Source organism: Streptomyces avidinii (assembly GCF_045161815.1).
GTDB classification, from domain to species: Bacteria; Actinomycetota; Actinomycetes; order Streptomycetales; family Streptomycetaceae; genus Streptomyces; species Streptomyces avidinii.
Map to the genome: position 1 here is coordinate 429,804 of NZ_CP108863.1, position 22,709 is coordinate 452,512.

Below are 22,709 nucleotides of genomic sequence, written 5' to 3' on the forward strand. Positions count from 1 at the left end.
GCACCGTGCGGAATCCGCTCGTCTCTGATCAAGGATCCTGGCACTCTGCACCTCATGCATGCAGACCCCGTCGACCAGGCGCGACGTCTCGTCCGCAGCCGCTTTCCCGATGCGCTTTCCGTGGTCCTCGCCGGCTCCACGGCTACCGGACGAGCCACTGCCGGCAGTGACCTGGACATCGCGGTGCTCATCGAGGACGGTGGCGTGACCTGCCGGGAGACGATCCGGTTCGAGGAACGTGTCGTCGAACTCTTCGTCCACACCCGTACCGGTCTCCTGGAGCTCTTCGCCGCAGACGTCGCCGCACGGCGGGCAGTCCTTCAGAACATGTACGCCTCCGGTCTCGTTCTGGTCGATTCCCATGGCGAGGCCGGGCGGGCTCGCGCCCTGGCCGAAACGGACCTTCGTCAAGGTCCGCCTGCACTGGAAGCGGAGACCGTCGATACGAAACGCTACGGTCTGACGGACGCCCTGGACGACCTCACTGACGCGAGCGACCCCATCGAGCGTCTGGCCGTGGCCGGGTACGTGGTCAATGCCGCCGCCGATCTGCTCTGCGACCACCATCACGCGTGGATCGGCGGCGGGAAGTGGCTGCCCCGCCGCCTGTTGGAAGCCGACCCACAACGCGGAGCCGCCCTTCTCGAAGGACACCACCGCTTGTGCAGGTCAGGCGACCCCGCAGCACTGATCAATGCAGCGTCGAAGGTGCTCGACCTCGTCGGCGGCCCTCTCCGCGAGGGTTACCGCAGGACCTGGCACGGCACCATCGACTCGGTTGCCGTGGCGCGCTGACACAGCGTGCCGGCACCGCAGCCGACACCGGACAGCTGGAACCCGTACATATGAGCGCTTCAGTTGGCGAGTTGAGCACCTGAGCGGGCGCTCCTTGTGCTGATGTGCCGGGGTGTCGCGCATGCTCGTGTCAGCGCGGGGTGAGGATGCAGAACTCGTTGCCCTCCGGGTCGGCGAGGACCGTCCACGGCACGTCGCCCTGGCCGAGGTCGATGTCGGTGGCGCCGAGAGCCCGGAGCCTGGCCGCCTCGGCCGCTTGGTCGTCATCCGGGTACGGGCGGAGGTCGAGATGGATGCGGTTCTTCACGGTCTTCGTGTCGGGTGTGCGGAGGAACTCCAGATACGGGCCGACACCCTTGGCGGATCGCAGCACCGCATGATCGTCGGTCACCTCGTGCAGGGTCCAGTCCATCGCCTCGCCCCAGAACCGTGCCATGGCGCGCGGATCCGCGCAGTCGACCACCACCGCGGCCATCGGCCCGGTGTCCCGGTAGATCGATCGCGGCTCCAGCACGCAGAACTCGTTGCCTTCCGGGTCGGCCAGGACCGTCCACGGGACGTCGCCCTGGCCCACGTCGGCGGGCGTCGCGCCGAGAGCCCGGAGGCGCGCGACCAGCTCTGCCTGATGGGCCGCAGAGGTGGTGGCAAGGTCGATGTGCACACGGTTCTTCACCGTCTTGGGTTCCGGGACGCGAAGGACGTCGACGCAGACGGTGGCGGGGTCGGGATAGACGAGGCCCACGGGTTCGAGGTTGGTCACGCCGGGTGCCTCGCTGTCGATGCCCCAGCCGAGCGCTTCCGCCCAGAACCGGCCGAGCGCCGATTCATCGCGGGCGTTCATCGCAATTTGAACAAGTCGTGTCGCCATGCCGTCGACCCTATGCACACCGCCCTGCACACGGCCAACGTATGTGCCGTCGTCAAACAGAGATCAACGCGCTCGTCGGCAGTCAGTAAGCCGGAGGTCGGGCGCCAGGCTGTTGTCGGGGGGTCAGTGCAGTGCGGCCTCGCTCGCGTGGACCGCACGCAGGGCGCGCTCGACGGTCTCCTGGTTCTCGCCGACCGGCGCCACGTAGTCGAGTACGTCGCGCGCGGCCTTCTCCCCGAGCACGCGGGTGATCACCCATGTGGCGAGGTACTGGGACGCCAAGCAGCCGCCTGCCGTGGCGATGTTCCCCTCGGCGTGGAACGGGGCGTCCAGCACGGTGACGTCGCAGGCTTCGACGAAGGGCCGGCTGGTCCTGTCCGTACAGGCCGGCATGCCGTCCAGCAGCCCGAGCCGGGCCAGTACCAGCGCGCCGGAGCACTGTGAGCCGATCAGCTGGCGCGCGGGGTCGAGCGACAGCCTGGAGATCAGCCGGTCGTCGGCGACCGCGTCGCGTGTTCTCACCCCGCTGCCGATCAGCACGACGTCGGCTTCGGTCGTGAACTCCATGGGGCGCTGCCCGGTCACTTCGACCCCGTTCATCGATGTGACCCGGGGTGTCGGGGTCGTAATGAAGGCTTCCAAGCCGTCCTTGCGGCACCGGTTGATCAGCGCGGAAGCGATGAAGCTGTCGAGTTCGTTGAACCCGTCGAAGGTGACCACTGCTACCTGCACGACAACTCCCTTGAGTACGGCAACGATCAGACCAGCACTCTCACCGACGCGTCATTCCGGAGCGAGATCCAATCAGCGGCCAGTGGCATGCCTCCCGCCTCGCTGTGTCCCGATCTCCGCCCGCGGTCGGCGAATGTGGACAGCTCCAAGGCGATCCGCCCGGTCCGTCCTTCTTCGGTAGGCCGCCGGGCCGGAGCGCGAGCGGGGCGGCGCGCTCCCTCCGTTCCGGCCGGATCACGCGTGGCTGAGGATGACCACCAGCGCGGTGGCCCCGGCGAAGATCTGCACCGCGAGCGCGGCCCGGCGCACCCTTACGGCCGGCGCGGCCAGTGCGGCGAGGAGCGCCATCGCACCGAGGCCGGCGCTCCACCCGAACAGCCAGCCGGGCAGTCCCGGGGCGCACTGCTCGCCGTAGGTCACACACCGGGAGGCCCGCTCCGAGGCCAGCGTCAGGATGCCGGTCGCCACGGCCGCCGGTACGAACAGGAGGGCGGCCACGGCGGCCCAGAGCCGGGTGCGGTCCGTCGGCGAGGGGGACTGCACCGGGCGGGCGGAGACGGAAGCGGTTGCGTTCATGCCCTCATCCAATGCTTTAGCGACTGCCAAGGGCGAGTCCGTGTCGCTCGTTGAGACGCAGTTCGGCCGCGTCACGTAGGTCTTTAGCTACCGGTTTGCTTCCGTTCGCCCTATAAGCGATGAAGCGGAAGGAAGCTTGGTGCGGAGCACGTTGGTGCTGGACGACCTGCGGGTCAGAAGATCAGACGGGCCGACGGAGGCTGGGCGTTCTCGATCCTCTGCCCGGACTGCTCGGTCGACGAAGAAGCCGAGAGCTACCTGCGTCTCTACGAGGGATCGGGCTCCCAGGAAACCTATGCCTACTACCTCGTCGACCACCTTCGATGGCGCCTCCGCGAAGGGCTGACCACGGAGACGACCAAGCTGACGGATCTCCACCGTTACCAGGGGGCGGTGGGTGCGCAAGTGCCAATGCCGTACGGGCAACCGTGGCGGTTGCCGCCGAAGCGTCCGTACGGCACGTCGACTCTGTCGGTCTCGGCGACCATTCTGAAGGGCTTCTACCTGCACGAGTGCGTGAGACGGGGCATCAACGACGAGCTGCGAGAGGCCCTGAACGTCGGCCGGCTGCCCACCCAGGCGGACCGCAGAAGGGCCTTCCTGGGGCATGCGATCACCTCGGTGCCGACGAACCCCCTGGCCCCGCGGCAGGGCACGCGGCGCCGTCATCCGAAGATGCTGCCGGACGGCGCCAGGCCGGCGCTGATGGAGTCGGTGAACACCGCCCGGGATGAGATGGTCGTGACCTGGCCTTCCGACACGACCTTGCGGATCGGCGGCCTGGCCGGCCTGCACCTGGTCGACCTGCACCTACGCGAGAAGGCCGACTGCGGTGAGTGCAAGAGTCCACACGTCCACGTCTGCCACCGACAGGCCAACCCCAACGGGGCCAGGGCGAAGAAGAAGGAGGACTGGCGCCTGGTCGACGGCGTGATCACGGGCGGCGAGATCTACCGGGTGAGTCCGGCGATGGTCAGCTCCTACTTCAAGTACATGACGACGGAGTACGCGAAGTACGCCACGGGGCACGGCATGCTTCTGATCCAGCTCGCCGGCTTGCAGATCGGTGAGCCGTGGACCGCGGATGCTGCCCGCGGGATGCTGCGGCGGGCCGGAAGGCGGGCCGAGCTTCCGGGCCGGATCAAGCCGCACGCGTTCCGGCACACCACAACATCGAAGATCCTCGACGTCACGAACAACGACAGCTTGGTCGCCAAGGAGGCCGGCAACTGGGCGTCGGCGCAGACTGTCGACGAGGTCTACGGGCACCCCGATATGCACTCCCCGGAGTTCATCTCCGCACTGAAGTCGGTATGGGGTGAGCCGGAGTGAACGAGCCCGTCCGCCACCTGCTGCCCCTCGTTGCCCGGGACCAGCCGAGCCGGACCACTGGCGACCGGCTGGAGCTGCTGCACACGCTGATGGAAGCGCCTGGGTCCGACGCCGGGCTGTTCCGGCAGGAGATCATCCGCGTCCCTGGGGACCATGACGCCTACGGGTGGCTCTGCGCGGTCCCGCAGTGCGAGCGCGCACAAGAACCGTCCCGGTCGCTCTGCAACGTTCATGATGCTGGGTGGTCCACGGCCCGGGCGGCCGGCGGCAATCTCGCCGACTTCATGCGCACGGCCGAGCCGATGAAGCCGGTGTCCTGGTATCACCCCGAGGACTGCACGATCTGTCCCGGGATCCCGGCCTCGGGCTCGTCACCGCTGTGCTATCTGCATACGGACCGTTGGGGGGCGCGGAAGTTCGCCTGGCTGAAGAAGCACGGCGAAGGACAGCCGGACTACGACGAGTGGCTTGCGGCGGAGAAGCCGTTTCCGCCCTTCGGCCACTGCAAGGTGGAGGCGTGCCCGGACCGTGCGGAGAACCCGATCGGGATGTGTATGCGGCACGTTCGTCAGTACCGCAAGGAGGATTCACCGGGCGGGGCCCGGCTGCCGATCCAGTGGGGTCGGTGGCTGGCGAACCGGGGCAAGCCGGTGCCCGTGCTCTACGACGACGAGCTGGAGTTCCGGAAATGGTGCCTTGAGACGAACCCCGTCAACCGGACGGACGGCAAGGTGTCGTTGCTGAGGCTGCGGCCGCTGGTGAAGGCAGAAATCCAGTGGTGCATGTTCCAGCACACCCAAGTGAAGGTCGAGGCCGGACACTGGCCCCTGCCCTGGATCCAGTACCTGGCGGACGACTGCCGCAAACAGCAGGTCAACTCACTCGCGGACCTGGACTTCGATGGCATGAGGCAGACGCCACGGCTGGTCGGCAAGGCGATGCTCCGCCTGCTGCGGATCGTCTACTTCACCCGCGAGGACACCAAGGACGCCGGCTACCTCGAGACCGAGCACTTCGGCGTCAACCTCAGCAGTCACAGCGGGCAGATCGACCTGACCTGCATCTCGCAGCGCTGGCTGAGAGATCTGCTCTGGGACCAGATGGCGAACCGCCTGCTGGTCAACCCACCCCGCAGCACCCAGCCCTTCGACCTGACACGACGCGGATGCGCGGAACTCAGCGCGTTTTTGGAAGTCCGGGCGCCGGGCGGAGGCCATGACCCCCGGCTCCTCGAAGGCCGTCATATGATCGACTTCGTCGCCGATCAGCGCTACCGGGCCCAGCACGGACAGCAGCCCCTGGCCGCGTCCCGACGCCGCGGCGGTAGGGAGAACGATCCGGTCAGCAAGGGCATGGTCATCGGGTTCTTCAACGGGATCCGCCGGACCTTGCGCACGGCCCTGGAGACAGGCGACTCGGAGAGGATCGGGCTGGACCGCGCGTTCCTCCTCGCCGCTCCCGGAGCCGCCAGAGCCAAGGTCCGCCGCCGGCCGTTCACTGATGACGTCGCCAAGGCCCTCGCCGCCGAGACGCACCTACAGGCGCTGGAGGGCAAGGACCCCGATGATCGGGGCCTGAGAGACATCTGGGAGGGCCTGGTCACCACCGGCCGCCGCTGCCGCGAGGTGCTGGAGGTGCGGCTGGAGTGCATCGGCCGCCTCGGAGGTCTCCCCATGTTCTGGTACGACGCGACCAAGGTCGGCAACTACGACCAGGCCATCCGCATCTCCGAGCGCCTCTACGAGCGGTTCGAACGACGTCAAGCCAAGACCATCGAACGGTTCATCGAGCGAGAGGGCCGGCCGCCCACCGCTCAAGAACGCCTGCAAATTGCGCTGTTTCCCCGCCGGGCCATGAACCGTCGGCACATCAAGGGCATGAGTTACGGCTGGTTCAACGCAGAGTTCCGCCAGTGGATCAACGAGCTCGACGTCGGCCGCTGCGTCGCCCATCAGGCTCGCCATTCCCTGGCCACGAACCTGCTCAAGAACGGCGCGAACCTCAGCCACGTCAGGCGCTACCTCGGTCAGGTCTCCGAGGCCATGGCCGAGCACTACGTCCACCTCGCCAACACCGACCAGCGGCTTGAGGACGCGCTCAATGCGATCTGGGTCACCGGCCCTGGTGCCCCGGAACCCGGCGTCATCTTGTCCGGTGGCGACCCTATGACCCGCGAGCAGGCCGAGGCGATCATGATCGACCTCACGCGCAAATCAACCCCGGCCGAAGGCGGCTTCTGCACCTTCCAGGCCGTAGTCGATGGCGGCGCCTGCCCCTGGCAGATGGACTGCCACAACTGCGCGAAGTTCGTGATGTCCGGCGCCGACCTCCTCTACTGGCACCGCAAGCGCGAGCAGTGGCGCATGCTCGCCGAACGCGCCCCCGACCCCAAGGTCGCCGACTACCTCCACCAGATCTTCGAGCCCACCGCCCGCGCGATCGACGGCCTCGAGAAGGCCCTCGCCGCCGTGGGCCTTCTCGACGATGCCCTCGCCCTCGATCTGCGACGGCCCCAGGACTACTTCGGCCGCGTGTGGGCCACCGCCTTCCGCGCCACTCACCTCGCCCAGCACGAGGACCACCGCGACACCGACTTCGACGACGAGTACGACACAGACGAGAACGAGGACCTGTCATGACCACTGCCGACCGCCACCTGCAGACCTTCGCCTCCTGCGGCGAGGACGAGGGGATGCAGTGACTTCCGGACCCGGACAGACCGCGGCAGCCATCGCCGCCCGCCGTCAACAGGCCAAGGACAAGATCACCCGCGTTGAGAAGGCGATCGGTCAGCTCCGCCGCGAACGCGGACGGCTCGCAGTGCGGGCGATCGCCGAGCGGGCGGAGGTGTCCGCGACCTTCCTCTACGAAAACGCGGACGCCCGCGCTCTCGTCCACCAGGCCGTCACTGACAGCAAGAGCCGACACGACCGGCGCACCAGCGAAAAACACGAGCAGATCGAAGCGTCCTGGCGCGAGCGGGCCCTGAACGCCGAGGCCGAGCTCACCCGAACCCAGAACGAGGTCCTGAGCCAGAGACAGCGGATCGGCGAGCTCATGGGCCAACTCCGCGACATCGATCAGATGGTCCCCTGCGAGTCCATCCAACACCTCGCCACCGAGAACACCACCCTCAAACGCCGGATTCAGCAGGTGACACAGGAGCACCGCGCACTCCAAGAACGACTTGAGGGAGCCCGCACCAACCTCCGCTTCGGCGACAAACGCATCGCCGACCTGGAAGCCCAACTCCTTCAGGCACAACAGCCCAACTTGTTGGGCGAAACCAACAAGAAGGCGGTCGCGGACTTCGGATAAACCTGAGATCCGCACCGCCAGGGCTGGGATGGGGGAAGACCGCGGGCCATCCTGGTCTGCGACATGCGCGCGACTCGTGCGCCATGCGCCAGAGAGGCCCTTCGTCCGTGAACACCAGCCCCTACGTCCTGCCCGCGATCGTTATCTAGTGTTGTCAAACAGACTCCCAAGGTCACATGGCATGTGATGGCTTCTGGCAAGTAAGGCATGTGGAGACAGATGCGGCCGTTGGACGGCGGCGGAGCCGGCCGCAGTGGCCAAGTTCAGGTGGTAGGCATCCAGTTGCTGGCGTACAAGCGAACGGGAGTACGCCGACACCAGCAGGCTGATGGCTGTCGGCTCCGCGTCGACGAACGCGTAGCATGCGGGATCCGACGGTTGATGCCTACAGTTGCGACAGCTCCGCTGTCAGGTCGTCCAGGCCCAGGGGTGGTTGCGCAAGAGCGGCCATGTGCCAGCGCTTGAGTTCGAACTGGGCGCCGTGTAGCTGCCGGGCAGCCTCTCTGCCCTTGAGCCAAGCCCGCTCACCCAACTTGTAGCCGATCGCCTGGCCGGGCATGCCCTGGTAGCGGCTGATCTCGTTCTTGACGAACACGTCGGGCTGCCCGCTGTGCGACGCCAGGAAGAGGTGGGCCAAACTGGGGGTCCACCGTTCCCCGGGGTGGAAAGGCGAATCTCTCGGTATGGAGAGCTCGAGGTGGATCCCGATGTCCACGATGACCCGCATGGACCGGAGTAGCTGGGCATCCAAGTAGCTGAGGCGGCGTGCAGGCTCGGTCAGGTAGCCAAGCTCGTCCATGAGACGTTCGGCGTAAAGCGCCCAGCCCTCGGAGTTTGCGCTGATCTTTCCGAGGGTGGTCTGGTAGCGCGAGTGCTGAACTGAGCTGTAGGCCAACTCAGCCAGTTGCAGGTGATGGCCCGGTACCCCTTCGTGGTACCAAGTGGAAACGAGGCTGTGCACAGGGAAACGGGTGCGTCCCATGACCGGCAGCCAGGTTCGGCCTGGGCGTTCGGGGGCCGTGGAGGGCGGGGTGTAGTACGGGGTTGTGCCCTCCGGGGCGAGTGAGGATTCCACGCGCCTGATCGGTTCGGAGAGCTCGAAGTGGGTCCCGTCCAGGTCGTCAATGGTGGTGTCCATCAGTTGCTGCAGCCACCGACGGGTCGCTTCGGCACCCAGGATCGCTTCTCCGTGTTCGTCTGCCCACCCGAGGGCCTCCCAGGGGGTTCTGGCCCCGGGGAGGATCTTCTGCGCCTGTTCTTCCATCTCGCTCAGCAGGCGATGGAACTCTGACCAGCCGTACGCGTAGGCCTCATCGAGATCGACGTCGGCGCCGGTGAAGAAACGTGCCATTTGGGCGTAGCGCTCCCGACCGATCGCATCGGGAGCGCCGACAACTGCTGGGGCGTAGCTGTCGCGCAGCCAGTTGTGCAGCTCGACCAATGCGGCCGTGGCGACATCCGCCGCCTGGTCCAATTGTCTCCGGAGTGCTGAGGGTCCGCCGGCTGCCTGTGTCTGGAACCAGCTCCTGTTGTTGTCGCCTATCCAGGTCTGCAATTGGGTGAGCAGGGGGCCCACCTGCATGGGCTGGCCGTGTAGCCCGCGGCTGAGGCCATGGGCGAGTGCCGTGCGGTAGCCGTGCAGGGAGGCCGGCACGGCTCTCATCTTCTGGGCGACCGCTTCCCAAGCCGCCGGGGTCTCGGGCGGTGCCGTCATGAACGACTCCATCACGGCCCGCACAGGCGAGCGGAAGTTGTTAGCGGCCCGCAGGTCCTCGCCTGCTTCGTGCAAGGTGAGGCCGGCAGTGATGCGCTCCCTGAGCAGACGCGCGCAGTGGCGCTCCTGCGAGGCTTCTGAACCTGGCAATCCCTCTACCTGTGTCAGCCGACTCAGAGTCTGACGGGCGAGGTCTGCTAAGGCCTGGTACCCCTCGGGTGAGTAATCGGGCAGCCGGCCTGCTGATGACGGTGCTCCGAAAAAGCTCCCAGTAATCGGGTCCAGCTGCGTGAAGGCGTCGAGGTATGCATCGGCGATCCGTCGCGGGAGGAGTCCAGGGCCAGATGTGTGGTCTTGGGTCATTCACTCATCCTCGTACGGCCGACGGGTTTTTCGCTATTGCTCGTGGATGTGATATCCCTGGCCTGCTTGCTCATCAGGCATCCCTGTGCGCGATCCCCACTTTTTGAACAATGGCTCAAATAGGGCTGTTTTTGCGCAAGCATTACCTGATGGTGCGGATCTGGCCATATCGGGCATACCTAAAAAGATACATTCGACGCTTTGCGGACACGCCTGCCCGAAGATCCATGTGTCCTGCGTCACGCCGCGAACGGAACATTGCAGGTGGGGGCCACTTTGCTGGCCGAACTGGTTCCCGCGAACCGATATTGGCGAGAATCGACGGAACTTTCGATTTCCCTGTTGACCGGGTCGAATCTGCGACAAAGGATGATCAAGTCCTCATCGAGGGCGGCCGTAATCGAAAAGGTGGATTCGCCTGAACTCTCGAATGCGGTCTCCGCGACAAAGCAGGAGGCAAAAAATGGGTTTCTACGAGATGTACCTCAGCATCAAGCCCGACAGTGACGCTGAGCTGACCGCCACCGAGGAGCAGATCCTGGAAGAGCTCGGCCTCCAGCAGGGCTAGCAGCATCGAAGGGTGGGCATGCGTGCATGCCCACCCTTCGGGCTTTTTGTTCGCAAGTACCGCTAGAAACGGAGAAGGCGATGGAAGCCTACGGGTCTGCATTTTCCGGGGAACGATCGTTCAGCCTTGAGGTTGCTTGGAAGAAGGCGAACGAAACCCTCGACGAAATGGGCCTCACCTCGGACTTCACCAAGCTCGATGGGGACCCGGGCGCATGCCGGTGCGAACTTCGGCGTGGGGCGGACCAGCTCGGTGGAATCCCCGGCACGGGCAAGGGCCACGGCTTCATGGCCAGGGTCGGATCCGTCTATGAGGCTATCGAGCACCAGTTCCTCGATGGCTTCCTCTTCGACGAGAAGAAGGTCTCGCTCGTACCGGCTCACCGGGTAGCGGCCGAGTCCGTGCTCACCACGGACGGAGCGGTTGCTTTGTTGAAGGACGGCGAGAACACGTCGCTGTCATGCCTGGAATACGAAGCCCTGCGCGACGGCAGCAGCATCAAGGTGCCCCTGTTCCTCTCGTCTGTCTGGTGGACCGAGGGCAAGACCGAGAGGCGGCGCCGCCGCCTGGGCGACAACTACAACTACGGGTCGGTGGGCCGTTACGCCAGCAACAACGGAAGCGCGATCGGGGCCAATGTCACCGAAGCCACCGTGCACGCCATCAACGAGGTGATCGAACGGGACTCCCTGTCCCTGCTCGCCATACGAAGCTTCCTCACTCCTGAGCCGGCCCTGTCGACCATCGATGGGCACACCCTTCCAGCGGACCTGCAGGAGCTGCTGGCCTACGCGGAAGGAGTTGTCGGTGAACGAGTCCATCTCATCGACATGACCACCGAAATAGGCATCCCTGTCACCCTGGCCTACGTAGCCCCCGGCCCTGACGGTGCCTACTGGCGGGGCACTGGCGCCTCGGTCTCCACCGCACACTCCGTCTACCGCGCGCTGACGGAACTGCTCCAGATCTTCCAGGTCGCCACACGTGAGGGCACGACCCTCGTCCCCTCCACGCGGCTCGTTCGAAAGTACCCGCCGCTGGTCGCGTGCGCCGAGTTCGACCTGACCGACGCCCTCTCCCGGGCGCAGGCGGTTCCCTTCGTCCAGCCGGAGTCTCTCCAGGGACCCGAGGCGCACCTCAAGGTGCTCATGGAGGCACTGCAGGCACGAGGACTCGAGGCCTACAGGCATGTGACGCACACCTTCGACAGCGGTGTCACCGTCGTCCAGATGCTGATTCCGGGACTCGAACGCTTCATGCTCACCCTCAAGGGCCAGTTCGTCCTTCCCGGCCCCCGTGGGAAGTCGTTCATGGCAGGTCTGGCCGGCCGCAGCCGCTGACGACTGATTCGACGAGGAACAGCCAGCCCCACTGGGAGTGTTGCAGTGACGAGTGTCATCCGTACGACTCCGCCACCCGTATCCGACGGCGGAGAAGCTTTGATCGTCTGGCTCCGCAGGATGCGGAAAGAGGCGCCTGTATGCAAGGACAAGAAGACCGGCATTTGGCAGGCGTTCCGACGGAGTGACGTCCTCCGCATCATGTCCGACACCGAAGCCTTCTCTTCGGACATTCTGCAGATCGTCCCGGAGTCCAAAGAATTCGCCCGGGGAAATATTATGCTAACCGACCCTCCGGACCACAGAAAGCTCCGGAGAATCGTTAGTACTGCGTTCACTCCGAAGGTCGTGCGCGATCTTGAACCCCGGATTCGACAGATCGCCGCTTCCCTGCTCCGGAACGTGTCCGACACGGAGAGTTTCGATTTCGTGCAGAATTTCACCTACCCTCTGCCGATGATGGTGATCGCGGAGCTCTTGGGGATTCCGAAATCGGACTGGGCCGGCATGCGCGGGATGTCTGAGAAGCAGGTCGCCGTCGCCGTGGATGGACCCATCGACGAGGACTTCCTCAAGTCTGTCGAACGCATCGGGCGTGACTTCAACGGCTACCTGGCGGATCTCTGCAACAGCCGACGAAAGCACCCACAGGACGACCTGATGAGCCGTCTCGCGCAGGCGGAGGTCGACGGCGAGAGGCTCAGCGACGAAGAGATAGTGAACTTCGCTGGCCTGCTCTTTCTCGCCGGCCACCTCACCACGACCGTGCTGCTCGGGAACGCGTTGCTGTGCTTCAAAGAGTTCCCCGAAGCCCTTCGGGACCTCCGCTCGGATCCGACACTGCTCAGGTCGGTCATCGACGAAGTGATGCGGTATCGGTCGCCGTTCACACAGGTGGGAAGAGTTACCAAGCGTGACGTCGAGCTGAGCGATGTGGTCATCCCGAAGGGTCAGATGGTCCTGGCCTGGACTCTCTCGGCCAATCGGGATGAATCGGAAATTCGTGGTGCGGACCGCTTCGATATCCATCGTGACCAGAACCCACACATCGCGTTCGGTCGCGGCATTCACTACTGCCTGGGTGCCCCATTGGCCTACCTGGAGGCAGAGATCGCCATTCCCATGATCCTCGAAGGGTTCTCCGACATCCAGGTTGGGAGTATCGAGGACATGGAGTTCTATGAGCTGGGTATCTTCGGTCCCAAATCCCTTCCCATACAAGTGAAACGGTGAACGGCATGCGGAAGGAAAGGGGACACGTGGTCGACGCGAAAGGTGCTCCGAAGGAGCGTTCTTCGACTGGGCGCCATGTCGCGGAAGTGCTGGCACTTTCCAGCCTCTCCACCCCCATGGCCATCCGCGTCGCCGCGACGCTCAAGATCCCGGATCTCATCGCCCAGGGGGAGCACCGGGCGGAGCGGCTCGCGTCTGCAAGCGGTGCCGATCCGGGATCGCTGCTGCGCCTCATGCGTCATCTGGCCACCGTCGGCATCCTGGCGGAACGGCCCTCGGGCGGATTCGAGCTAACCGAGCTGGGAGAGACCCTCCGGTCCGACCATCCCTCCGGTCTCCGCCCCTGGCTCGACGCGACCGGCGCCCTCGGAAGATCGGACCTGGCGTTCTTCGGCCTCCTGGAGACGGTGCGTACGGGTCGGCCAGCGTACGAGGGTGTATTCGGGAGACCATTCTGGGACGACCTCAGTGTGACCCCCGAACTGGGGGATTCTTTCGACACCCTGATGGCCTCTGAGCGGGGGAGGGCAGTCGGCGAAATCGCCGAGGCAGTGGCCTGGGCTGCAGTCTCGGCCGTCGTGGACGTCGGCGGAGGCACAGGCCGCCAATTGGCGCGGATCGTCAAGGGGAACCCGGACCTGCAGGGAGTTCTCGTCGACCTCCCTGCCACTGCAGCGGCGGCCGGACGCTATTTCGTGGAGGAGGGCATCGCGAGCCAGTGCTCCACAGCGGCAGGCAGCTTCTTCGAGCCTCTTCCCCCGGATGCCGACCTCTACCTCCTCTCTTTTGTACTGCATGACTGGTCCGACACCGCGGCCGCGAGGATTCTGCGCCGATGCGCTGACGCAGTTGCCCGCAATGGTCGAGTCGTGATCGTCGAACATGTCCTCGACGATGCCCAGATGGGTCGACGCGTCACTGGGATGGACATGCGGATGATGACCACGTTCGGCGGCCGCGAAAGGGCGCTGAGCGAGTACGCCGCTCTCGCCGAAACCGCGGGACTGAAGGTCGAGCGGGCTCAACCGATCCCGTCGGGAGCCTCGGTCATCGAGTGTGTGCCAGCCGCCTGACACCAAGGCCGTACAGCTGAGTGGAGCCAGAGGAAGGGCGGGCGGGCCGGCAATGTGCCGGCCCGCCCGCCCTCGTGAAAGCACTTCACACTCAGCGAAGATCATTCAACTCCTGGCGTGCCGTCCCCTAGAGGCCGATGAATCCGTATATCCCGCAGCTTCGGACTCGGCGGCGGCCCGCTTGCCCTCCTTGCGGGCCTTGAGCACCTCGAAGATCACCGGGACGAGCGAGACCAGAACGATGCATACGAGAATCGATTCGACATGCTCGTTGATGAACTCGATCTGGCCGAGCCAGTAGCCGGCGACTGTGACGCCCGCACCCCAGCCGATACCGCCGATGATGTTGTACGTCAGGAAGGTGCGGTACTTCATCGAGCCGGCGCCCGCGACCATCGGGGCGAAGGTGCGGATGATCGGCACGAAACGGGCCAGCACGATGGCCTTGGGGCCGTGCCGGTCCATGAACTCGTGCGCCTTGTCGAGGTTCTCCCGCTTGAAGAGCTTGGAGTTCGGCCGGTTGAAGAGCTTCGGGCCGAAGAACTTGCCGATCATGTAGCCGACCTGGTCGCCGATGATCGCGGCGGCCACGATCAGCGTGCATACCAGCCACAGTGGCTGCGAGATGTACTTGCCGTCCGCGACCAGCAGCCCCGCCGTGAACAGCAGGGAGTCACCGGGGAGGAACGCGAACAGTCCCGACTCCGCGAAGACGATGACCAGGATGCCGATCAGACCGAAGTGCGAAATCAGATAGTCCGGGGACAGCCACTCAGGGCCGATCGCGAGCGTGTAGAGAGGTTCCACGAGTTCCGGGCTCCTGAATCGGCAGAGTGCATGGCAGAACGGATCCCCCCTAGTATCAGCTACCTGGTGCTCAAGATTTATGTCAGATGGTCGCATTCTGGCCAGAAGTGCCGAAGACGACGGGAAGAGCACCTCCACCTCGCTCTCGACATCCACGGCGAGGACCGGCGCCGCACCCGCGCCATCGTCCTGGCCGACCTAGGAGGTGTCCACCTCCGCCAGGGCAACGTGGATGGCGCCAGGAACACCTGGGGCGACTTTCTCGACTGCGCCGACGGAATCCGCTCCGTGAAGGTCCAGGCCGCCCTTCGCGACATGCGCGTACGCCTGGGGCGCTTCCACGGTGTCGGTGAAGCCCAGGAACTCCGCGAGCGAGCCGCTCGCACCGACTGACAGCGGCTTCCGGCTCCGTACGGTCACCAACACGGGTGCAGCTCTGCCTCAACTTGGCGGCCAGAACACGCTGTTCAGTGCCTGTACGACAGCGAAGACCACCTGGCCGCCGATATCGAAGAGTTCTCGGTCCACGACCGCAAGGGTGGCTGGGCCCGAGCACTCCTGATCGCCCGCCGCGTTACCCCACGGGCAGGGCAGAAGTGCAGACGCCATGGCCGGCGCCCTCGTTTACACCCACACCGCGGACCTGAGCGGCTTCGGCCTGAACGGTCCGTTCCTGGCCGCCATCGGTGTCGTCGCAGGGTTCGGCATTGGCGTTGTCGCTGCGATCACGGGCGTCGCTGGCGGCGAGCTGCTGATCCCGACGATCGTCCGGCTCTACGGCGTCGACATCAAGATCGCCGGCAGTCTCTCCCTGCTGGTCTCGTTGCCGACCATGCTCGTCGCCTTCGCCCGCTACAGCCGCGACGGCAGCTTCACCGTCCTGCGGGCCAACCTCCGCTTCACCCTCATCCTCGTCGCCGGCGCCGTCCTCGGCGGGCTCCTCCTCGGAGCCATCCCGGACATCGTCCTCATCCCCGGCCTCGCCCTGATCCTCCTGATCTCCGCGTTCAAGACCGCCCGCCACGCAAACCCGGCGAAGACCACAGCCTGACCCTGACGCACGTCCCGGACAGCACCGCGACGCATCACCCCAGGTCAACAGCAACTCGTTCGATCCAGTGGTCGCTAAAGAGGTGGAGTGGATGGCGCCGCACAGCCGCCGGGATACTCAGATCCGGGTGACCGCGTACTCAGAGAAGACCGTGCTGCGTGCCCCGTTCACGCCCACCCCGCGCGGTCCGGTCACGGGCGACCCGTCGCTGACCCCTCGCCCCTGTTCTCCGCTCCCACGGACCCACGACGCCGGAGGCCTCGGACGCCCGACCTCGCCGTCCGGCGCGGTCGGGAGGTACCCCTCCCCGGGTCGGCGGGTCGGCGGGTCGGCGGGTCGGCGGGTCGGCGGGTCGGCGGGTCGGCGGAAACGTTCCTTCCTGAGTTGCGCCCCGGTGTGTCGTCCACCCCGGCCCGGGAGTGCGGGCGGGCCGCGCGAACCGCAGATCGCGAACCTGGCGCGCGGCCGCGGGTTACGCGCGTCCGGCAGACGACACTGGACCCATGAGCGAACACCGCTTCACCCTCGACGACACCGGCGCCCGCACCTCCCCGGCCGCGGTGCGCCCACCCCACTACCTGCACAACCTCCGGTACAAGAAGCCGACGGAGGCGGCCCGGACCGGCCCCGAGGGGCACACCCTGCGCGCCCTGTCCGACCTCACGGTGGTGACCTGCGCCTGCGGCCTGACGACCCCGGCGCTCCCGGACGACGAGGCGCGCCTCGCCTACGAGTCGCACCGCAACGAGATCCGTGACGAAATGGCCTGAGCACCCGTCCAGCTGCCGATCGCTGCGCGGACCGGAAGCCCTCCTCCTCACCGACACCAGGCCGACAGCCGAGCACAGGTCGGCCCGAGCGGAGGGCATCCGGGCGCCGGTCGGGGTCGAACGCCGAGGGGAACGCGGTGGCCCGGGCCGGTCCGGGCAGCCCCCGGGGCGGTCGGCGGCGGGCCGGCCGAGGAAGCGCAGCCGTCCGCCGGTTCGCTCGGCGTGCGCGTCCGCGCACCCTCGCACCGGTCTCCCACCTCGCGGCAGGCGGGCCCGGGCGTACCGGAGCCGGGTCCCCGAGCGCGTACGCTCGGCGGATGGCGAAATACTTCGACGTTCACCCCGAGAATCCCCAGCGGCGCACCATCGACAGCGTGGTCGACATGATCCGCGGCGGGAAGCTCGTCGCATACCCCACGGACTCCTGCTTCGCGCTGGGATGCCAGCTCGGCAACCGTGACGGCATCAGCCGGATCCGGTCGATCCGGAACCTGGACGACCGTCACCACTTCACCCTGGTGTGTCAGAACTTCGCGCAGCTGGGTCAGTTCGTTCAGATCGACAACGACGTGTTCCGCGCCATCAAGGCGGCGACCCCCGGCAGCTACACGTTCATCCTCCCCGCGACGTCGGAGGTGCCGCGCCAGCTGCTGCACCCGAAGAAGAAGACCGTCGGGGTCCGGATTCCCGACCACGTCGTCACCCAGGCCCTCCTCGCCGAGCTCGGCGAGCCGCTGCTCTCCAGCACCCTGCTGCTGCCCGACGAGGCCGAGCCGATGACGCAGGGCTGGGAGATCAAGGAGCGGCTCGACCACGAGGTGGACGCCGTGCTCGACTCGGGTGACTGCGGTACCGAGCCGACCACCGTCATCGACTTCTCCGGTGGCGACGTCGAGATCGTGCGCCGGGGGGCGGGCGACACCTCCCGGTTCGAGTAGTCACTGCACAGTCACCGCACAGTCACTGCGCGGACGCCGGTTTCATGTCCGTGTAGCGGCCCAGGTACCGGTACGTGCCGGATACGACCTGGTAGACGTGGGCGGTGCCCTGTCTGGTCAGCACGTGGGTGTTGAAGTCGAAGGACAGCGGCTTGGCCAGGCCCTGGTGGGCCGTCCGGAAGATCCGGCGGGTCAGGCCCGCACGGCTGCGCCCGTCCTCCCCCAGGCCGGTCAGCGCCTCGGCCACCAGGCCCACGGCGTCGTGGGCCTCGGTGGCCCAGCGGGCGGGCGGCTGCCCGTACGCGGTGCGGTGGGCGGCGACGAACTCCGCAGCGGCGGGCACAGCCAGGGGGTCGGTGAACAGGGCGCTGAACAGCCAGCCCTCGGCGTCCTGGCCGGCGGCCGTGAGGAAGGCCGGTTCCATGGCGTGCTGGATGCCCATCCGCGGGCCCTGGAATCCTGCCTCGGCCAGGGCGCGCGCCATCGTGGCCGCCCGCTGCGGTGAGGTGCCCGCGTAGACGACGGCCTCGGCCCGGGCCTCGGTCAGCGCACGTGCCGCGCCCGCGAAGTCGGAGCCGCCCACCGGAATCCGGTGGACGCTGACCGTGCCCTGCGAGGGCGGGCTCTGCTGCAGGTTGCGGACGAGCGGGAAGGCGGGCTCGCCTCCTTCGAGGTCCTCCACCAGGCCCGTGCGGTGGACGGGCCTGATCCTGCTCAAGTAGTCGATCACCGGGAGGGCCAGCTGGTCGGCCGCCGGGCGGGTGGCGCACACCGTGCGCCATTCCTCCTCGGACAGGGCGGACTCGGGGCTGTCGGCGGACACCAGCAGCAGGGCGAGATCGGCCGCGCCGCAGGCGGTGGCCAGCTCGGCCACGGCCGCGTCCCAGGTGGGGCCGATCAGGGCCACCACCGCGGGGTCGGCGGCCAGCTCCTTGACCACCTGCGCCGCGCGCGTGGGGTCCCCGCCGTCGTCGGCGACACGCAGGGCCAGCCGGAACGCGGCGTCCGCCCGGCCGTTGTGCCGCTCGACCGCCAGCTTCATACCGCGCTCGTGCGCCTGGCCGGTCTCCTTGCCGGGCCCGGTCAGATCGGCCTGCAGGGCGAGGGTGAGCGTGGCGAGTTCGCGGGCCGGGGGCCCGGTCGTGCCGCGGCCCCGCCCACGGGTGGTGAACCAGGCGACCGGTACGCCGACGACGGCCAGGCCTGCGCCGGCGAGCAGCCGCCTGCGCGTGAGGCCCCGTACGGGCGCCTGCGGCGCGTCGATGCGGGTCGGCTCCGGGGCGGGCAGGTCCAGGGCCCGGGTGGAGCGCTCGGCGATGAGGCGGGGCAGCGGCGGCGGCAGCCAGTCCTCGGCGTCCGCGCCGCCGGGCAGGCCGTCGCCGAGTACGGTGCGCAGCTCGTCCGGGGTCGGCCGGTCCGCCGGGTCCTTGGCCAGGCAGGCCAGCACCGTGGCGAGCAACTCCGCGGGGAGTCCGGTGAGTTCGGGCTCGTCGTGCACCGTACGGTAGACCACGGCGGCCGCGTGCCCGCTGCCGAACGGCCCGTGCCCGGTCGCCGCGTACGCCAGGACGCAGCCGAGGGAGAACACGTCGCTCGGGGCGCCCGCCACGGCGCCGTCCGTCCGCGCCTGCTCCGGTGCCAGGTATCCCGGGGTGCCGAGGACCGCGTCCACGGCGGTCAGGGTGGCCGCGCCCTCGGCCCGCGCGATCCCGAAGTCGATCAGTCGGGGTCCGTCGGGGGCGAGCAGGATGTTGCCGGGTTTGACGTCGCGGTGGATCAGCCCGGCGGAGTGCACCTGCGCCAGCGCCTCGGCGAGCCGCGCGCCGAGGATCCGTACCGCCCGGGCGGGCAGCGGCCCGTACCCTGCCACGGCCTCGGACAGGGAGGGTCCGGGGACGAAGGGGGTGGCGAGCCAGGGTTCGCGCGCCTGCGGATCGGCGGCGACGACCGGGACGACCCAGCGCCCGGTCAGCTGCCCGGCGGCCGCCACCTCGCGCCGGAAGCGGGCGCGGAAGTCCGGGTTCGCGGCGTGGTCGGCGCGGATGACCTTGACCGCGACCAGGGTGCCCGCGGCGGACCGGGCGAGGTACACGGTGCCCATGCCGCCCGAACCGAGACGTCCCAGCAGCCGGTTGCCGCCGATCGCGGCCGGATCGGCAGGGGTGAGGGGGCGCATCGGGGGCTACCCCGCCGTGAGCGGGTTGGCCGGGCCGACGTAGCGCATCCGGCCGCCCTCCACCTTGTGCATGAAGTAGATGTTGCCCTTGACCTGACGTCGCTCGTCGAAGGTGTATTCCTTGGTCAGGCCGCGGAAGGTGCCCTGGGCGAGCGCGGTCAGCAGCCCGGCGCGGGACGGGCGCTCGCCTCCCGCCGCGGCGGTGACCAGCCGGTCGATGACCAGGCGGGTGGCGTCGAAGGCCTCCGCCGTCCAGATGTCGGGGGCGGCTCCGTACGCCGCCCGGTGCGCCCGGGTCATCTCCGCGACCTCGGGCGCCTCGGGGCCGGTGTACGGCGTGAAGAACTGCCAGCCCTCGGCCGCCGGGCCGGCGGCGGCGAGGTACTCGGGGCCGGCGATGGTGTAGTCGGCTGCCCGGGGGCCCTTGAAGCCGGCGGCGGCCAGCAGCCCGGCCACCTTGGCCCCGCCGGCCGGGGTGCCCGTGTAGAAGAAGCCGTCGACGCCGTGCGCGAGCATGTCGGCGACCACGGGGGCCACGTCCTGGACGCCGCGCGGGACGACCCGCCCGTAGTAGGTGGCCTCGGCCGCGAAGAAGTTGATGGTGCGGCCCACCAGCAGGGACGCCTGCCAGGTGTCGGTGTCGCCGCCGCGGTCGCTGAGGATTCCCATCCGTCGGACGCCCTGTTTCCCGGCGAGTTGCAGGTTGACCATGGCTGCCTGGGCCGAGGAGATCGGGCAGCTCTGGAAGAAGCTGCGCCGGTCGGTGATGCTGAAGTTGGTCGCCAGCGCGGACACGGTCACCAGGGGTACGGAGGCCTCTCCGTACAGTTCGAGGCACGGGATCACGGAGTCGTTGCCGGTGGGGCCGATCACCGCGAACAGGTCGCGGTCGGCGATGAGTTCGGTGGCGGCGGCCGCCGAGCGGTCGCCCTTCCCGGTGTCGTCGGCGGTGGCGACGGTGAGGGTGAAGGGCTTGTCCTTGCGGGAGTTGAAGGCGTCGACGGCGAGGCGCACCCCGCGTTCCTGGGCCGCTCCGGCGGCCTTCTGCGGGCCGGAGAGGTCGGCGTGCACACCGATCGTCCACTTCCGTGGGGCGGCCGTGGCCGGGCCCTTGGGCTTGTCCCCTTCGCGCAGGGCCAGCCAGGCGGCCAGGCCGCCACCGGCCGCGAGTACGGCGCCGCCGGAGGCGAGGGCGAGGAACCGCCGGCGGGTGGGCGCGGCCGTGCCGGGCGCGGGGGCGGCGTCCGGATCGGCGACGGTCTCGTCGATGCCCGGCAGTGCGAGCAGTGCGGCGGCGCGCTCGGCGATGGTGGCGACGACCGGGTCGGGCAGCCAGTCGGTGCCCTCCCCCGGGGTGTCCTCGGTGAGGGCGTCGTCCAGCTCGCGCGCGCCGGGGCGGGTGTCGGGGTGTTTGGCGAGGCAGGTCCTCAGCAGCGCGGTGAGTTCGGGGTCGGCGAGGACCTGCGGGCCGAAGTCCGGCTCGTCGTGGACCGTTCGGTAGAGCACGGCGTCCACGGTGCCGGCGCCGAAGGGCAGCCGTCCGGTGGCGGCGTAGGCGAGGAGGCAGCCGAGCGAGAAGACATCGCCGGCGGGTTCGGCGGGGCGGCCCTCGGCCTGCTCGGGCGGGAGGAACCCGGGGGTGCCCAGTACGGCGTCCGCCGAGGTCAGGACGGTGTGCTCACCGCCGCGGGCGATCCCGAAGTCGATGAGCCGGGGCCGGTCCATGCCGAGGAGGACGTTCCCGGGTTTGACGTCGCGGTGTACGAGGCCCTGCTCGTGCATCACCCCGAGGGCCTTGGCCATGGCCTTGCCGAGGAGCCGTACGGCGCGCAGCGGGAGCGGGCCGTGGGCCGTGACGGCCTCGGCGAGCGAAGGTCCGGCGACGAAGGAGGTGGCGAGCCATGGTTCGGTGGCGTCCGGGTCGGCGCCGGTGATCCGGACGGCCCAGGGGCTGTCCACTGCGGCGGCGATCTCGGCCTCGCGCCGGAAGCGGGCCCGGAAATCCGCCTCTTCGGCGTACTCCGCGCGGATCACCTTGACCGCGGCGAGCGCGCCGTCGTCGGTACGGCCGAGGTAGACGACGCCCATACCGCCCGCGCCGAGCCGTCCGAGGAGCCGGTGGCCGCCGATCCGGGAGGGGTCCGAGGGGTGGAGCGGCTCCATCAGCCCGCCGCCTTTCCGAGCTCCTGCTTGGCCTGCAGCATCATCCGGCTGGTGCCCTGGGCGACGAAGGCGTTCATGCTGTCCTCGGTGATGCCCGCCGCGCCCTTGGCGGAGACGGCCACGGTGACGGGTCCGAACTGGGCCTGGGACCAGGTGTAGCGGTAGGGCCCGCCGTCCTGGGCGCTGACGTACTCACCGGTTTCGGTGAAGGCGTCCTCGGTCCAGCCGTTCATCTGCTCGCCGCGGTAGAAGGAGCCGCCCCACAGGTTCTTGAGGTCCTCGCCCTCGCGCAGTTTCTGGCTCGGGCACCGCAGGATCTCCTCCATGGCGCGGGCGGTCTCCCAGCCGGATTCCTCGCGGTTGTGGTGGACGGTGACCGTGGCGTTGATCCGCACGCGGCCGCGGCCGTCCTTGGCCGGGATATGGAAGTAGCGGGTGCTCGTGGCGAGCACGTCGGCCGGCAGGCCCGCGGTCTGCCAGACGCAGCCCTCGTCGAGGACGGGCCAGTGGCCGGGATCGCTCTCGAACGGGGTGCTGCGCACGACCTCGGGCCCGAGGGCCTGCTCGGCGATGACGATCCGGCCGAGCAGGTCACGGGCCTCGGCGACGGTCTTCGGCTGCTTGGACTCGTCGAGTTCGGGCACGAGCTCGGAGGCCGAACCGCCGGCCGTGGCGGCCGGGGTGCTCGCGCCGGCGCCACCCGAGCTCGACGGTGTGCCCGACGCGGCCGGGGTGCGGCTCGCCGCACCGTTCTTCGGGCTGCCGTCGGCCGTGCATCCGGCGATGAGGAACAAGCCCGCCACCGCGCAGCCGCACGCGCGCAGGACGGCGTTCCCTCTGCTGTGATCTACCAGTCCCCCCACGGCACGGATCGTACCCCGCTGCGGAGGCG

General features: G+C 68.1%; 18 protein-coding genes and 1 pseudogene. 11 read left to right on the plus strand and 8 right to left on the minus strand.

Annotated elements, in window-relative coordinates; translation table 11 throughout:
* Positions 1-54: 54 nt before the first annotated feature.
* A complete protein-coding gene (locus OG373_RS02035) occupies positions 55-795 on the plus strand; it encodes a nucleotidyltransferase domain-containing protein (RefSeq protein ID WP_405435375.1) in 741 nt (246 codons plus the stop codon).
* Positions 796-925: 130 nt separating this feature from the next.
* Here the strand turns inward: OG373_RS02035 and OG373_RS02040 are convergent, their stop codons facing one another.
* The 3 genes from OG373_RS02040 to OG373_RS02050 form a co-directional block, all read right to left on the minus strand.
* Positions 926-1,663: a VOC family protein gene (locus OG373_RS02040; RefSeq protein WP_405443903.1), complete on the minus strand. Its 738-nt coding sequence runs from the start codon at positions 1,661-1,663 to the stop codon at positions 926-928.
* Between the two features lie 123 nt (positions 1,664-1,786).
* The gene (locus tag OG373_RS02045; RefSeq protein WP_405435376.1) at positions 1,787-2,395 is read right to left on the minus strand and encodes an AraC family transcriptional regulator; all 609 of its coding nucleotides are present in this window, start codon (positions 2,393-2,395) and stop codon (positions 1,787-1,789) included.
* A gap of 234 nt (positions 2,396-2,629) precedes the next feature.
* Positions 2,630-2,971 (minus strand): hypothetical protein, encoded by a 342-nt coding sequence (locus OG373_RS02050; RefSeq protein WP_405435377.1) that lies wholly within the window; start codon positions 2,969-2,971, stop codon positions 2,630-2,632.
* Positions 2,972-3,382: 411 nt separating this feature from the next.
* Here OG373_RS02050 and OG373_RS02055 point away from each other — a divergent pair, with 411 nt between their 5' ends.
* From OG373_RS02055 to OG373_RS02065, 3 genes are read left to right on the plus strand one after another with little or no spacing between them, the layout of a single operon-like run.
* The gene (locus OG373_RS02055; protein ID WP_405435378.1) at positions 3,383-4,303 is read left to right on the plus strand and encodes a tyrosine-type recombinase/integrase; all 921 of its coding nucleotides are present in this window, start codon (positions 3,383-3,385) and stop codon (positions 4,301-4,303) included.
* Entirely contained in the window at positions 4,300-6,942 is a 2,643-nt protein-coding gene (locus OG373_RS02060; RefSeq protein ID WP_405435379.1) for a tyrosine-type recombinase/integrase, read from the plus strand. The genes OG373_RS02055 and OG373_RS02060 overlap by 4 nt, the downstream gene beginning before the upstream one ends.
* Positions 6,943-7,000: 58 nt before the next feature.
* The gene (locus OG373_RS02065; RefSeq protein WP_405435380.1) at positions 7,001-7,621 is read left to right on the plus strand and encodes a DUF6262 family protein; all 621 of its coding nucleotides are present in this window, start codon (positions 7,001-7,003) and stop codon (positions 7,619-7,621) included.
* Positions 7,622-8,006: 385 nt separating this feature from the next.
* On the opposite strand, the gene OG373_RS02070 is transcribed toward OG373_RS02065, so the two are convergent.
* A complete protein-coding gene (locus OG373_RS02070) occupies positions 8,007-9,698 on the minus strand; it encodes a DUF885 domain-containing protein (RefSeq protein ID WP_405435381.1) in 1,692 nt (563 codons plus the stop codon).
* A gap of 648 nt (positions 9,699-10,346) precedes the next feature.
* Between OG373_RS02070 and OG373_RS02075 the strand changes: the two genes are divergently transcribed.
* The 3 genes from OG373_RS02075 (at position 10,347) to OG373_RS02085 (ending at position 13,912) form a co-directional block, all read left to right on the plus strand.
* Positions 10,347-11,606, plus strand: coding sequence for a YcaO-like family protein (locus OG373_RS02075; protein ID WP_405435382.1), 1,260 nt, complete (start codon positions 10,347-10,349; stop codon positions 11,604-11,606).
* Positions 11,607-11,705: 99 nt separating this feature from the next.
* Entirely contained in the window at positions 11,706-12,839 is a 1,134-nt protein-coding gene (locus OG373_RS02080) for a cytochrome P450 (RefSeq protein ID WP_405435383.1), read from the plus strand.
* A 26-nt stretch (positions 12,840-12,865) separates the two neighbouring features.
* Complete coding sequence (locus tag OG373_RS02085; protein ID WP_405435384.1) at positions 12,866-13,912, plus strand: methyltransferase; 1,047 nt, start codon at positions 12,866-12,868, stop codon at positions 13,910-13,912.
* A gap of 153 nt (positions 13,913-14,065) precedes the next feature.
* Here OG373_RS02085 and OG373_RS02090 read toward each other — a convergent pair.
* Positions 14,066-14,719, minus strand: a pseudogene (locus OG373_RS02090) (VTT domain-containing protein); the annotation flags it as partial.
* A gap of 30 nt (positions 14,720-14,749) precedes the next feature.
* Here OG373_RS02090 and OG373_RS02095 point away from each other — a divergent pair.
* The 4 genes from OG373_RS02095 (at position 14,750) to OG373_RS02110 (ending at position 17,478) form a co-directional block, all read left to right on the plus strand.
* Positions 14,750-15,112, plus strand: coding sequence for a hypothetical protein (locus OG373_RS02095; RefSeq protein ID WP_405435385.1), 363 nt, complete (start codon positions 14,750-14,752; stop codon positions 15,110-15,112).
* 214 nt (positions 15,113-15,326) lie between these two features.
* On the plus strand, positions 15,327-15,770 hold the full coding sequence (locus OG373_RS02100) for a TSUP family transporter (RefSeq protein ID WP_405435386.1): 444 nt from the start codon (positions 15,327-15,329) through the stop codon (positions 15,768-15,770).
* Positions 15,771-16,273: 503 nt separating this feature from the next.
* Entirely contained in the window at positions 16,274-16,540 is a 267-nt protein-coding gene (locus OG373_RS02105) for a hypothetical protein (protein ID WP_405435387.1), read from the plus strand.
* A gap of 317 nt (positions 16,541-16,857) precedes the next feature.
* Positions 16,858-17,478, plus strand: coding sequence for an L-threonylcarbamoyladenylate synthase (locus OG373_RS02110; protein ID WP_189965119.1), 621 nt, complete (start codon positions 16,858-16,860; stop codon positions 17,476-17,478).
* Positions 17,479-17,500: 22 nt separating this feature from the next.
* Here the strand turns inward: OG373_RS02110 and OG373_RS02115 are convergent, their stop codons facing one another.
* From OG373_RS02115 to OG373_RS02125, 3 genes are read right to left on the minus strand one after another with little or no spacing between them, the layout of a single operon-like run.
* Positions 17,501-19,654 carry a bifunctional serine/threonine-protein kinase/ABC transporter substrate-binding protein gene (locus OG373_RS02115; RefSeq protein ID WP_405435388.1) on the minus strand — a complete coding sequence of 718 codons (2,154 nt, stop codon included), beginning with the start codon at positions 19,652-19,654 and terminating at the stop codon, positions 17,501-17,503.
* 6 nt (positions 19,655-19,660) lie between these two features.
* Positions 19,661-21,817 carry a bifunctional serine/threonine-protein kinase/ABC transporter substrate-binding protein gene (locus tag OG373_RS02120; protein ID WP_405435389.1) on the minus strand — a complete coding sequence of 719 codons (2,157 nt, stop codon included), beginning with the start codon at positions 21,815-21,817 and terminating at the stop codon, positions 19,661-19,663.
* Positions 21,817-22,680: a hypothetical protein gene (locus OG373_RS02125; protein ID WP_405435390.1), complete on the minus strand. Its 864-nt coding sequence runs from the start codon at positions 22,678-22,680 to the stop codon at positions 21,817-21,819. Before OG373_RS02125 ends, OG373_RS02120 begins: the two co-directional genes overlap by 1 nt.
* Positions 22,681-22,709: the final 29 nt, after the last annotated feature.

What these genes read in the sequence shown, in the direction of transcription:
- OG373_RS02035 (WP_405435375.1), top strand. Translation starts at nt 55, where the DNA reads ATGCATGCAGACCCCGTCGACCAGGCGCGACGTCTCGTCCGCAGCCGC.
- OG373_RS02040 (WP_405443903.1), bottom strand. Translation starts at nt 1,663, where the DNA reads ATGGCGACACGACTTGTTCAAATTGCGATGAACGCCCGCGATGAATCG.
- OG373_RS02050 (WP_405435377.1), bottom strand. Translation starts at nt 2,971, where the DNA reads ATGAACGCAACCGCTTCCGTCTCCGCCCGCCCGGTGCAGTCCCCCTCG.
- OG373_RS02055 (WP_405435378.1), top strand. Translation starts at nt 3,383, where the DNA reads ATGCCGTACGGGCAACCGTGGCGGTTGCCGCCGAAGCGTCCGTACGGC.
- OG373_RS02070 (WP_405435381.1), bottom strand. Translation starts at nt 9,698, where the DNA reads ATGACCCAAGACCACACATCTGGCCCTGGACTCCTCCCGCGACGGATC.
- OG373_RS02075 (WP_405435382.1), top strand. Translation starts at nt 10,347, where the DNA reads ATGGAAGCCTACGGGTCTGCATTTTCCGGGGAACGATCGTTCAGCCTT.
- OG373_RS02095 (WP_405435385.1), top strand. Translation starts at nt 14,750, where the DNA reads ATGGCAGAACGGATCCCCCCTAGTATCAGCTACCTGGTGCTCAAGATT.
- OG373_RS02100 (WP_405435386.1), top strand. Translation starts at nt 15,327, where the DNA reads ATGGCCGGCGCCCTCGTTTACACCCACACCGCGGACCTGAGCGGCTTC.
- OG373_RS02105 (WP_405435387.1), top strand. Translation starts at nt 16,274, where the DNA reads ATGAGCGAACACCGCTTCACCCTCGACGACACCGGCGCCCGCACCTCC.
- OG373_RS02110 (WP_189965119.1), top strand. Translation starts at nt 16,858, where the DNA reads ATGGCGAAATACTTCGACGTTCACCCCGAGAATCCCCAGCGGCGCACC.
- OG373_RS02115 (WP_405435388.1), bottom strand. Translation starts at nt 19,654, where the DNA reads ATGCGCCCCCTCACCCCTGCCGATCCGGCCGCGATCGGCGGCAACCGG.
- OG373_RS02120 (WP_405435389.1), bottom strand. Translation starts at nt 21,817, where the DNA reads ATGGAGCCGCTCCACCCCTCGGACCCCTCCCGGATCGGCGGCCACCGG.